Consider the following 13,155-nt stretch of genomic DNA (forward strand, 5'->3'; position numbering starts at 1 on the left):
TTCTACTAATTTTTTGAGAGTGGAATCGTTTTTCTAAAAAACCTTAAAGTATCGTTTTGTAAACCTAAAATTATTAGTTCATCGTCGGAATGGCTTTTCAGTCTTAACAAAGACCGTGCTTCCCCAGTAATGTCAAAACCACTTTTACTTGATTTGATCAATTCAAATTCACCTTTAGTCCGATTATATTCCAGCGTCTGTCCTATACCTGCATCATAATGGCCGGTTAGGATTTCAGTGTTCATAAAATTACCTACACTCAACAATTCCATAGCATCATCACCATTAATATCGATGTCAATAAAATCGAAAATAGGAGACCATTGCAACTGCTCGGGTAGTGGAGATTTCCTAAATTTTCCATTTCCCGTATTCTCAAAATACATGGAGGCCAGTTCATATGCTTTGAAAATAGAATTTGAATCCATTTTCTCCTTATCGAATAGTTCCCCAAAAGTTTTCTCCCCGTAATCATGGTAATTTTTTGTCAACTTTCTAATTAATGGCAACTGTTTCATCAAAGTACCCCTTGCCTGTAAAATGTACTCCTTACCCTGATTGAAATACGTTATAATAGGTTCAATGGAGCCATTTTTATCAAAGTCATGGGCGTAAAGTCTTAGTGGTTCCTCTCCAGTTGCGTAAAAGGGATTGTTCAAGCCCCAATTACCGGCTACGAAATCCATATCGCCGTCCCCATCAAAATCTCCAGCCCTTAAACAATTCCACCATCCGTGTGTGTTTTTTAATCCATTATCGCTCAAATCGAGAGCCAATCGACCTTGCTTGTTCAAAAAAAGTTGAACCGGATTCCACTCGCCCACCAAAATAAGGTCGATCCACCCATCATTATTTATGTCTGCAGCAGATGCATCCGTAATCATTCCAGGGTAAACCAGTTCTGGGGCAATTTTCTTTGTTACATCCATAAAAACACCTTGGTTATTCTCCAAAAGATAGGATCTTGGTGAGAAAGGAAAATTATTGGGGTCTAAACGACCTGCTACAAAAAGGTCTTGATCTCCATCTTTATCGAAATCAAGAGGAACGACGGTATTGGTTGGAAATGAAATTTTGGGAAGTGCATCGGTTTCCATATTAAAAAAACCATTTCCGTCGTTCAAATAAAGAACGTCTTGGTACAAATCAGTATCGGCATAATTTTCTGAACTTCCGTTTGCAAGATATAGATCTAAATCCCCATCATTGTCCGCATCAAAAAAGCAGCCAGCTGAATTTTCACTTCTAATTTCATCTTGGGATTTCTGAAATGGAGATTTAACAAAGTTGCCATTTGCTGACTGTACATAGAAGTTGGCAGGATTATTTGCAGTTCCTCCCACAAAAAAGTCTTCTAGACCATCGCCATTTATATCTCCTCCTAAAAGAATGGGGCCTGGCCTACTGTAGCCTCTAAAAAGCAGCGGCCATTTTTTAAAATCGTCAAAGGTGTTTTCTTGGTGGACATAGACGGAGTCCAAAGGAGGGGCAATCTCCTCCAAATAGGCTTTTTCAAGTTTTTTTGAAATTTTAACATCAATCTTTGAATTTCCTTTTATTGGAGCAATCGTTTGATTGGTATCAACATTTTGTAACAATGTTGTAGCATCATCGGGCCAGATTACCCTGATCGAATCAATAATCGCTGCATTTCCCAAACCAAAGTGCATAAAAGGTTCAACAGATGATAGATATCCACGCTGGGGATGGAATTCCCCGTATTGCTTTCCCTTTTTGGAATAGACCCATACCTTGGCCCCAATATTCTCTGCATTTGGATTGAACTTCAACCTTAGATAGCTGGAATTATCCTTTTTAACATCCGTACTTTTATTCTCAAAAAGAAGTATTTCATCATCGATGTTATTGGTAAGAATGTCAAGATCGCCATCCAAATCCAAATCTGCATATACTGCACCGTTTGAATAAGATGGCACCTGTATACCACTGGTGGCCGTTTCATTTTCGAACTTGTTCTGGCCCCTGTTTCTGAAGAAGAAGTTTGACTTTTTTACCCCATCCATTTTTTTCAGTTGATCGACAAGTGCCTTTCTCTTTTCTTCAAAAGAACCAAAGACATTTGAAGAGTTATTGAAATCCACAAAATCCATATCGGTAATATCTTTTTTATAACCATTGGTAATATAGATATCCCGAAGTCCGTCATTGTCAAAATCAGCTATCAAGGGTGCCCAACTCCAATCCGTAGCCGAAACACCGGCAAAATTTCCAATATCACTGAATCCTGAGGATGTACTCACCTGAAGTACGTTTCTAACGAATTGCGGTTGGTAACCTGCTTTAACCGATGAATTAAACCTGTCGAAAGGTATTTCGGAAAACATGGTTTTCCTTCTTAAATTATCTTCTGGAAACATATCCAAAACCAAAAAATCAAGCCCTCCATCATTGTTGATATCGGCTACATCTATACCCATACTATTGTGGCTCTGATGCTTAAAATATTCAGAAACTTTATTGGTGAATGTGCCGTTTCCATTATTCACGTACAGCACATCATTGGACAGAAAGTCATTAGCTACGTAAATGTCCGGATATTGGTCCCCATTAATATCCATTACAGCAACGCCCAAGCTCCATCCCTCAATAGAGATTCCCGCTTCCCTTGAAACATCCTCAAACTGGAGAACGCCATTTTTATTGGTTCCGTTGTTCCTGTAAAGTTTATCCGTACTTTTTCCCCTGCCATCCTTTCGTTGACCAAAAGCATTGTTCTTAGGGTATTCTTCTTTGGAATTGTTGGCCAAAAAAAGGTCCAAATCGCCATCCCTATCATAATCCAGCCAAACGGCCTGCATCGTGTAGGAAGAATCTGCGATGTTCATTTCACTTGCAAGGTTCCTAAATTTTATTTCCTCCTTGGATTCCGTTTCATTGAGGTAAAAATAGTTTTTAGTGTTTCCCAAAAAAAGATCGTGGGCCGTCGAAATATGGATATCCGGTTTCCCGTCATTGTTAATATCAACAATGGACACACCGGTACACCAAGCATCGGTTATGATTCCGGAAGACGAAGTGACATCTTTAAACTGAAGCTTCCCAATATTTTGATAGATACGGCTAATGACCATGTTACCAGAAAAAACGACATCAGGCAGACCATCTGAATTAAAATCCCCAATCCCCACTCCACCTCCATTAAACAGATATTCATAATCTATAATATTCAATGTTTCATTCTCTGTAATAGTGTTCCTGAAAGTGAGGCCTGAGTGTTCGGTCGTTACCTTTTTAAACAATGTATTTTCAGGCTTTTTGGTCTCACAACCAAACAAGAGAACACATAAAATAAAACCGCTAATCCAACGCATATAGTAAAATACTAAATAATATAGATAAGTATAAAAGGGAAGTGCCAAAACCCTCACGGTTTTGGCACTACCAATAAAAACTAACTCAATCTAACTAATATTTATATGACTACTAATAACCAGGGTTTTGATCAGATTCCGACAATTTAGCATTGTTATCAATCTCACTTTGTGGTATAGGGAGTAGTTCCAATTTTGGTTCAAAATGTGAAATAGGTTCGGCAGGCAACTTACCTTCCTTTCTCCATCTTAAAATATCCCTATTCCTAATTTGCTCTGAACTTAGTTCTACACGCTTTTCATGGATAATGGCTTCCATAACCTCGGTTGGGTTACTAACAGGAAAATTAGTAGTAGGATATGGCGGCATATCTACACTAGGCCTTGCACGAACTTGATTCAATAACGCTATTGCCCTTGCAGGGTTACCTAACTCCAATTCACATTCTGCCAAGTTGATCAGGACTTCCGCATAGCGAATTACCCTCATGTTGATACCTCCTGTTAGGAATCCTCCAGGATCGGTTTTGTACATAAGCGAATACTTTCTCCAGCTTATTTTTGTGGTAACGCCCTCAAATGTGGTCTCCTCGCCTTGGACATCTGTCAAAACACTTTCTCCATTATTAAAAGTATCACCCAAGGAATAAAAACTTTTTGCAAATCTTGGGTCATCTTTCGCATCGCCTTTGGATACACGTTCAAACTCATTTAATAGACCATCTGAAGGTATTAAGTTTCTCCAACCCACAGCAGAATATTCCTGTGTTCTAACACTTTGCTCGTTACCTACGCCGTCACCCGTTCCGTTCCAGTTGAAACCACCAACGTTCGAGTAACCAATCTCTGCAATGGACTCCCTATTATATTCATTCTCCTCTTGAAAGTTATCATCGAACTCATCTACCAAGGCGTATTCACCTGAGTCTACTATGGCTTCAAAAGCGGTTTTTGCTCCTGCATAGTCACCTGTAAACATTAAAGCACGTCCTAACATTGCCTGAGCGGAACCTTTTGAAAACCTGCCAGGTTGTTCAGTCTGTGATGCCAAAGGCAATCCTGCTGCAGCGTCCCTTAGGTCTTGGATGGCCAAATCCAGTACTTCTTGCTGTGATGATTTTGGAGCACTGTCCTCAAATGTTCCAGCATAGGTGGTATAGATGGGAACTCCTCCCCAAAGACTTCCTAACTCAAAATAGGCCCAACCTCTTGTGAACTTGGCTTCTGCAATTAAGGCCGTCCGTAAGCTTTCGCTTATATCCGCTACTTCAGGCCCTTGGGTTATTACAATATTTGACCTTAAAATTACAGCGTACAAGCCTGTCCATACATCCCTAGCGACCGAATTACCAGGGTCATTGGTACCGATTAACAACTGATTTCTTGGCGTTTCTAATTGGCCTCCGCCGGCTTTATTATCATCGCCCCTTAAATCGTGTAAAAAGAAATATTCCCTTGCATACAACTGAAGACTCTGTAGGGATGCATAGATGGAGTAAACACCGCTCCTTAACTCGTCTCCGTTCTTGTAAAATGTAGCAACAACGACTTCATTAGGGTTCGTTAGATCCAAATCTTCCCTTCCGCATGATAAGCTGAAGAGAAAAGCCGCAATTATGGCAATCGTGGGTTTTAAGTTTTTCATATTTTTCATTTTATTTTCTTTTATAACAATTTTAAAATCCTAATTCCAATCCTATTAAGATAGTACGGGGTCTTGGATATTGCCCGTAATCCACACCTTGGATATTCAGGTTGTTGTTTCTTGCCCCAATTTCAGGGTCATATCCTTGGTATTTTGTGAAAGTCAACAAATTGTTTCCAGAAAGATACACGTTAAAATTGCTAAGACCGGCCAAGCCCCTGTCCAACCAATCTTGTGGAAACCTATAGCCGATTTTTAGGTTCTGCAATCTTAAAAATGAGGCATCCTCCACAAAGCGATCTGATGTTCTGGTATTCTGGTTGGGATCACCATTTACCATTCTTGGTATGTTCGTATCTGTGTTGGTAGGGGTCCAAGCATCCAATACCTGGGTACCATGATTAAACAGTCTTAACCCTCCTTCAGTATATACCCTTGTAGCATTGTAAACATCATTTCCTTGATTTCCATACCAGTACATATTAAGATATAAATTTTTATAGGAAGCGTCAAAGTTTAAACCGTAGGAGAAATCAGGAATAAAACTACCAATGACATCACGGTCGTCCGCAGTTATATCACCACTGCCATCCAAATCCTGAAAAATAAGATCTCCAGGCGCAGCATTACTTTGATACGGTGTGGATGCGTCACCATCAAGTGCATTATATTGATCAATTTGAGCTTGGCTTTGGAAAATACCCTCGACCTTCCATCCATAAAAGGATTGAATAGGGTCGCCTACAGCGGTACGGGTTATGTCAAAACCACCCGCATCGGCATTTTGACCACCAAAAATACTAGCGGATTCAGTAGCTAATGCCACTACCTCATTTCTAAAAAGCCCAACATTAGCAGCAACGTTCCACTGAAATTCGGTTCCTGGTTTTGAATAATAAGAAGTGCTAAAATCCATACCCCAGTTTTCCATACCCCCTACATTGGCAATCGTGTTTCCTGCGAAACCAAGTGAGGCAGGAATAGGAACATTAAGAATCAAATTGTCCGTAGTTCGCTTATACCATTCCGCAGACAACTGAACCCTATTTTGATATAAGCCCAAATCAAAACCTACGTTGGTCATAGTTGTCACCTCCCACTCCAATTCAGCATTGGCAAGACGATTGAAAAAAGCCCCTTGTACTTCCTCATTGTTTATAATAGCGTTGGTGTTGGTAGAGATACCGGCCTGACTTTCAAAATCACCGATTCCTTCGAAACCAACTTGACCCCAACTTCCCCTAATTTTTAATTCTGACAAGTTTTCAAGTCCTTGCATAAAAGGTTCTTCAGCTATATTCCAACCAGCGGATATTCCCGGAAAGGTTTTCCACTTGAATCCATCGGAAAATTTTGAGGAACCGTCACGCCTTAATGAAGCGCTTAACAAATAACGACCACCAAAATCATAGTTCAATCTTCCCAAGAAGGAATAAATGACATTGGAGCCTTCCGTTCCGCTAACTGTTTGTGCCTGGGTTCCCTGGAGAACATTTAAGTCATTACTTAAACGACGACCATTACCGGTTATAGTGTAAATATCAAAATCTTGTCTTTCTGCAACGGCTATGGCATCGATATTATGCTTACCAAAAGTCTTAACAAAGTTCAATTGGTTTGAAAAATAATTTCCAGTGGAGGTGTTCTGTTGATCTATTGTAATATTTTCTACCCTACCAGCAAATCCGTCAAAATATATGGGTTGCAATTGCAGGTTTCTGAAATTGTTCCAATCGATACCCGCTGTAAAACGATAATCCAATCCATCAAAAAGTTTAACATTGGCGTAGGCCGTACCAAAAATCCGTACATTGGAGTTTGTATTTCTGTCTATTACCGCGGGTCTTAATGGGTTTTCAGGATCCGTACCATCAGCGCCATCTGGCGCTCTAAGACCTCCTGGCAATGTTGGGTCCCTCAACGGTATATAAGGTATACCTCTTATAATGTTTTGAATCTGAGTTCTTCCTCCCAACTCCGCTTCATTTAGTCTTTCACCATTGGATATTGTGAAAGATTCTCCAACCGATAACCAATCATTGATATCATGATCTGAGTTCACCCTAAAATTATATCTAGAAAAACCGGTTCCCAACATAATACCGTCTTGCTTAAAATAGCCAAATGAAGCATACACCCTAGAAGCTTCAGAGCCTCCTCTAACACTAAGGTGATGCTGGGTGGTGATACCCGTGGTAAAAACGGCATCCTGATAATCTGAATCGGTTTCAGCATAGGTTTGGGTTGCACCAGGATAAATAGGCGTATTCAATTCACTCCAACGGGAAGGATACGTGGCTCCAGCATTATCCAATAATTCCCTTCCAAATTCGAGATATTGCTCTCGGTTCAATAAATCCAATTTGTTGGAAGCATTTGCAAACCCGCTAAATGTGCGATAATTCAGTTCAACCCCATTTGCGGCCCTGCCTTTTTTAGTGGTGACCAATATAACTCCGTTAGCAGCTCTTGAACCATAAATGGCGGCAGCACTGGCATCCTTAAGTACTGAAATGGAAGCGATGTCATTATTATCGAAGTCGCCCAGACCACCTACCGGATATCCATCTACAACGTAAAGAGGACTTGATGCAAAACTAATGGAGCCAATACCACGAATACGCACAATTGGATCGGTACCAGGTCCCCCTGAATTATTGATTTGGATACCAGGAACACGACCTTGGAGTGCCTCGGCAAAACTCACAACCGGGAGCGCAACGATATCTTGAGAAGAAACGGTAGAAACGGCTCCGGTTACAGATTCCTTTTTCTGAGTACCATATCCTATTAGAACTACCTCATCCAGCGCCTCCGTATCCTCTAGAAGAACTAAGTTTATTGTAGACCGACCATCGACCTGAATTTGTTGTGTCTTAAATCCAATGTAACTAAAGGCTAAGGACCCATTGGAGGGAACGTTTGAAAGAACGTAGTTTCCATCAAAATCCGTTTGGGTACCATTACTGGTGCCTGCAACCAAAATCGATGCTCCGGGTAGCGGTGTTCCAGTATCATCGGTCACTGTACCCGTAACAGTCAACGTTTGGGAAAATGCCAATTGCAATCCTAAGATAAATGTTGCAATCAAGGCTGTTTTAAATCTATTCATAATTAAGTGGTTAAAGTTTGTTGCAATCAATAGTAATGTTAATCAAGTTTAATTGTCACCAATAAACTGAAACCAAATGTATTCCAAAGGGGAAAGAAATATTAAAACAGATGATGCGCTTTCTTGAAATATTGTTGCACCCAACTGATTATATTGTTAATTATTCAAACAACACCCATTTATCAAGGTATAATTTTAACAGTACTTCATCTTATTGCCCCAAATAATGCAAATTACTTAGGAATGATTAGATCCCATAAAACTAGATAATACTCAATGAATTAAAATTTTACACCTCTTATTTTACGTTGGAATGGACCGAATAACTGTTAATAAACGATGTTATGAGGCTGTTTTGAAGTTTAGGTTTGATTCTCGCTGATAAAAACTATAAATAAAATGTCTTCAAAATGTACAATCGCCATCGAATTCCAAAAATATAGGGACACAATGCATTTTTTATAAGAATAATTTAGAGCATGTTTAAAATTGTACGATTGATTTTATCACTTATCGAGATAGCTTGAATATACATTCGGTTGGTATCCATTTTTCCCCATCCCGTGCAGACGGTAAGGCCTGTTGGAACGTCCACATCAATTGTTCCCATTCCTGAACTTTGGCATTTTCCTTGTCAATTTTTTGTTTCCGTTCAAAGGAAAAGCTTTCGTCCACTTCCATAATCATAAAAAGCCTATTCTCGACCAAATAAATTTCCATATCCAAAATACCGGCATCTTTAATACTTTCAGTAACCTCTGGCCAAACATTTCCAGCTTCATGATATTCCCTATATTTCTTTATTAAATCAGGCTCATTTACCAAATCACAGGCAAAACAATAGCGTTTGGTTGGTTTCATAATGTAGGATTATATTTTGTATACACATTGCGTCCATAGATTCCAACAAGAATAAAGCATAACAATGGTAGAACAAATGAGAAATTCACTTCAGGTACTCCGAAAATCGATATATCCGTGTAACCGGTTCCCCCCAAATCCAAAATCAATCCTTGTAAGGTGGGCATCAACGCACCGCCAACGATGGCCATTACCAAAAAGGCAGCCCCAAATTTGGAATCATCTCCCTGCCCTTCTAATGCAATACCATAGATTGTTGGGAACATAATGGACATAAAAAAGGAAATGCCTACCAAAGCGATCAATCCTACCATACCCGAAACAAAAATGGTTATCAATGTAAAAATGGATGCTCCTATGGCGAATATAAACAGTAGCTTTCCGGAACTTATTATCCTGAGTAGTGCGGTTCCCACCCATCTACCAGTCAAAAATATGACCAACGCCGCAATTCCAAAATTTACCGCCTTCTCATTGGTAATACCAAAGGATTCCGCATATTGATAAAGGTAGGTCCAACACATAATCTGTGCCCCTACATAGAAAGCCTGTGCCACTACACCCCCTACAAATTTTTTGGACTTAAAAAGTCTTTTTATGGATTCCGATACAACCACTTTGCCTTCCTGTCTTTCGTTACGTGGCATTTTGATCAATGCAATGACCACAAAAAATGCAATGACCACAAGACCCAAGATTACATATGGATTACGAATTACTGCCAGGTCCGATGTCCTTACCAATTCCTTAGCTGTTTCTGACAAAGTTCCATAAACAGGCGCTCCGTTAGGCAAAAGGTCATCTGATTGCAATGACGCCAGAATGAATTTTTGTGCTACCAAAAGACCTAGCAGTGCTCCAATTGGATTAAAGGCCTGGGCCAAATTAAGGCGTCTTGTAGCAGTTTCTTCGGAGCCCATTGAAAGAATATAAGGGTTTGCTGTAGTTTCCAAAAATGCCAATCCAAATGTCAGAATATACAAGGCCGCCAAAAAAAACCCAAATTCCTCATAGGCCGCTGCCGGATAGAAAAGAAGGGCTCCTACGGCATACAAGGCAAGGCCCAGCAAAATACCTTTCTTATAGGAATATCGGTTAACGAATATCGCGGCAGGTAGGGCCATGGTAAAATATCCACCGTAAAATGCCAATTGAACCAAAGAGGCTTGGAAATTATCCAGTTCCAACACTTTTTTAAATGCGGAAACCATTGGATTGGTTATATCATTTGCAAAACCCCAAAGGGCGAAAAGGGAAGTAATAAGTATAAAGGGAACTAATACCGATTTTTTAAGTAATGGTGTTGGGGTCTGATTTGCCATGATTTTAGGTTGGGTTGGTTTATTTTGTGGATAACAAAGCTCTATCCAAATGTACATATCCCCCGTCTACAAAAACGAACTGACCTGTAGTATGGGAGGATCTTTCCGATATTAAAAAAAGAACGGTATCGGCTATTTCAGACGGTAACGTCATTCTTGAATCCAAGGGAATCCTGTTTTTTATCTCCTCTAATTTCTGTTTTCCGTTCTCCAAACTATTTATCCAAGTCTCATACGCGGGTGTATAGCTTTCGGCAATCATCAACGCATTGGAACGTATGCCAAATTTTATCAAATCCACTGCCCACTCCCTGGTAAGCCCTAAAACCCCACCCTTAGCGGCCGCATAACCAGAAGTACCTCCCTGCCCGGTAAGGGCTACCTTGGACCCAATGTTCAATATATTTCCTTTACTTTTTTTCAATAGGGGTAACGCAAATTTGACCGTTGCAAAGTAGCTGATAAGATTCAGTTTTAAAGAGGCTACAAAATCCTCAATGGATTTGTCCAAGGAGGCCCCATCATTTACGCCCACATTATTTATGACCACATCAATACGACCATATTTTTCTGAAACTTTATCTATCGCATTTTTGATTTGGTCTACATCGGTCATGTCCGTTTGAATAAAAAGGGCATCCAACCCGGTTTGCCCTAACTGCTTTTCGTACTCAATCCCCCTTATGTTTCTATCGATAAGTACCGGTATGGCACCTTCCGCTGCCAAGGCAAATGTTATTGCATGTCCAATGCTGCCTTCCATCCCCGCTGAACCCGTTACTACAACGATTTTGCCTCTAAGATTTAAATCCATGCTGCTTCAATTTTTTAGGTTATATATTCTCCCTGCATTATTATGATAGAAATCCTGTTGCTCATTTTCGGAAAGTTCATTGGCAAATTCTTTGGCCAATTCCAGGACTTTGCCATAATTTCCGGCTACAAGGCAAACGGGCCAATCAGAACCATAAAGTATACGCTTGGTACCAAAGGACTCCAGAGCCACTTCCAAATAGGGCAGCAAATCCGGAACCGTCCAATTCTTATAATCGGCCTCCGTAATTACACCCGATATTTTACAGTGTACATTTTCAACATTCCCTAGTTCCTTCATGAGTAATTTCCATGCTTGGATATATCCGGATTTAATATAAGGTTTGCCCATATGGTCAAGTACAAAAGTTATGTGGGGAAAAAGCCTCACGAATTCCAATACGGAAGGTAATTGATGCGGAAAGACCAAAATTTCATAGATCAGGCCGCGATTCTGCAGCTCTCCAATACCCTCCAGGAATTCTTTCCTTAAAAGAAATAATGGGTCTATTTCGGCCTGTACTACATGTCTATACCCCTTGACAATGGGGAATTGCCCATAAATGTCCAAATCATGCTGAAGACGTTCACTTCGCAAATCGACCCAACCTATGATGCCTTTTATAAAATCGTGCTTACTGGCCAAGTCCAGGAGAAAATCGTTTTCCTTAAGGGTTTGGTCCGCCTGTACGGCAATACAACCACCCACCTTGTTTTCATTATAAATGGGCTCCAAATCCATCGGTAAAAAATCCCTTCGGATGTTGGCCATATTATCATCGATCCAGGCATGTTTTTCCTTTTCAAAAATCCAGAAATGCTGATGTGAGTCAATAATCATAAAAACGAACTTTTCATTTCCAATCAAAAGTAACCATGGCCTTGACCACATTTGTTTCTGGTAATAACCAAGAGTCGAAATGTTCAATCATTTCAGAATAATGAACCTTATGCGTTATAAACGAATCTGTTGGGAAATCCTTGATATGATCGATTACGAACTGAAAATCTTCCAAAGTAGCATTTCTACTGCACATCAAAGTCGTTTCCTTGGCATGTATCTGGGGGTGCACATAGGTAAGTTCTCCTTTGGAAAGGCCTACCAAAACAAATCTGCCACCGTGTGACATATAGGATACACCTGTTTCCAAAGCATGTTTGTTTCCAGTAGCGTCAAATACAGCGGTAGCCAAGTCACCATTGGTAATTTCAGCTATCTTTTCAAGGGGGCTCTCCCTAACGTCCAAAACATGGGAAACCCCTATTTGATTGGCAGCGTAATTCAATCGGTCCTTATTCATATCCAAGGCAATAACCTTGGCACCCTTAATTTGGGCCAACTTCATGAGGCCGATACCTATAGGTCCACAACCAATTACTACGATTGTTTCGCCTTTATGAATAGCTGCCCTTCTTAGGGCATGTGCCCCAATAGCCAAAGGCTCTATGATGGCCATTTCCTCGAGGGAAAGATTATTTGCGGGAATAAGCAGATTTTTAGACAGGCTTATAATTTGTTGCATCCCCCCATCCACATGTACGCCTAAAACATTGATTTGGGTGCAGCAATTTGTTTTTCCATTTCTGCAGGCCACACAGGTGCCGCAACTTACATAAGGCATGACGATTACTTGATCGCCAATTCTGAAATCATCTTCATCTTGGGCAATATCCAATATCTCCCCGGCGAGTTCATGACCCAGTATTCTTGGGTATTTGAAAAAAGCTTGATTTCCACCATAGGCATGTAAATCCGTTCCACAAATACCTACACGATGTATTTTGACCAGTACTTCCCCGGTCCTTCTAACCGGTCGTTCTTTTTCCTTCAATTCAAAACGGCCAGGTTCCTGGCAAATGATATATTTCATGGTGCTGCGTCACTTATCTTAAACCAAAAAAATTAATAATTCGGTTCACAAATGTTATAAGTCTCAAAATAACGGAAGTTATTCTAACAATTTATTGGTTTTTTTTAGATTCCTTCACAATTATTCAAAAAATACTTTTTAAAAATAAAATTTAAATCGGCTTTATGTGTATATTGAACACTTAAATTTAAACCTTCAT

The 13,155-nt window shown here is 40.0% G+C and carries 8 protein-coding genes; all 8 read right to left on the bottom strand.

The features are described 5' to 3' along the window. Positions 1 to 5: 5 nt before the first annotated feature. Entirely contained in the window at positions 6 to 3,260 is a 3,255-nt protein-coding gene (locus F0361_RS04240) for a VCBS repeat-containing protein (protein ID WP_161598198.1), read from the bottom strand. Between the two features lie 184 nt (positions 3,261 to 3,444). Next, a complete protein-coding gene (locus F0361_RS04245; protein WP_138257831.1) occupies positions 3,445 to 4,977 on the bottom strand; it encodes a RagB/SusD family nutrient uptake outer membrane protein in 1,533 nt (510 codons plus the stop codon). 31 nt (positions 4,978 to 5,008) lie between these two features. Continuing rightward, positions 5,009 to 8,089 (bottom strand): SusC/RagA family TonB-linked outer membrane protein, encoded by a 3,081-nt coding sequence (locus tag F0361_RS04250; RefSeq protein ID WP_154917356.1) that lies wholly within the window; start codon positions 8,087 to 8,089, stop codon positions 5,009 to 5,011. 510 nt (positions 8,090 to 8,599) lie between these two features. After that, positions 8,600 to 8,950: an L-rhamnose mutarotase gene (locus tag F0361_RS04255; protein WP_138257833.1), complete on the bottom strand. Its 351-nt coding sequence runs from the start codon at positions 8,948 to 8,950 to the stop codon at positions 8,600 to 8,602. Next, entirely contained in the window at positions 8,947 to 10,272 is a 1,326-nt protein-coding gene (gene fucP / locus F0361_RS04260) for an L-fucose:H+ symporter permease (protein ID WP_154917357.1), read from the bottom strand. The genes F0361_RS04255 and fucP overlap by 4 nt, the downstream gene beginning before the upstream one ends. Positions 10,273 to 10,291: 19 nt before the next feature. Further along, on the bottom strand, positions 10,292 to 11,086 hold the full coding sequence (locus tag F0361_RS04265; RefSeq protein WP_154917358.1) for an SDR family oxidoreductase: 795 nt from the start codon (positions 11,084 to 11,086) through the stop codon (positions 10,292 to 10,294). Positions 11,087 to 11,092: 6 nt separating this feature from the next. Continuing rightward, a complete protein-coding gene (locus F0361_RS04270; protein ID WP_154917359.1) occupies positions 11,093 to 11,926 on the bottom strand; it encodes an amidohydrolase family protein in 834 nt (277 codons plus the stop codon). A 13-nt stretch (positions 11,927 to 11,939) separates the two neighbouring features. Further along, a complete protein-coding gene (locus F0361_RS04275) occupies positions 11,940 to 12,956 on the bottom strand; it encodes a zinc-binding alcohol dehydrogenase family protein (RefSeq protein ID WP_154917360.1) in 1,017 nt (338 codons plus the stop codon). Positions 12,957 to 13,155 lie beyond the last annotated feature (199 nt).

This window comes from Maribacter flavus, assembly GCF_008386635.1.
Classification (GTDB): domain Bacteria; phylum Bacteroidota; class Bacteroidia; order Flavobacteriales; family Flavobacteriaceae; genus Maribacter; species Maribacter flavus.

Bases quoted from the DNA above. Each gene is read 5' to 3' on its own strand.
- F0361_RS04245 (WP_138257831.1), bottom strand. From the start codon at position 4,977: ATGAAAAACTTAAAACCCACGATTGCCATAATTGCGGCTTTTCTCTTC.
- F0361_RS04250 (WP_154917356.1), bottom strand. From the start codon at position 8,089: ATGAATAGATTTAAAACAGCCTTGATTGCAACATTTATCTTAGGATTG.
- F0361_RS04255 (WP_138257833.1), bottom strand. From the start codon at position 8,950: ATGAAACCAACCAAACGCTATTGTTTTGCCTGTGATTTGGTAAATGAG.
- fucP (WP_154917357.1), bottom strand. From the start codon at position 10,272: ATGGCAAATCAGACCCCAACACCATTACTTAAAAAATCGGTATTAGTT.
- F0361_RS04265 (WP_154917358.1), bottom strand. From the start codon at position 11,086: ATGGATTTAAATCTTAGAGGCAAAATCGTTGTAGTAACGGGTTCAGCG.
- F0361_RS04270 (WP_154917359.1), bottom strand. From the start codon at position 11,926: ATGATTATTGACTCACATCAGCATTTCTGGATTTTTGAAAAGGAAAAA.
- F0361_RS04275 (WP_154917360.1), bottom strand. From the start codon at position 12,956: ATGAAATATATCATTTGCCAGGAACCTGGCCGTTTTGAATTGAAGGAA.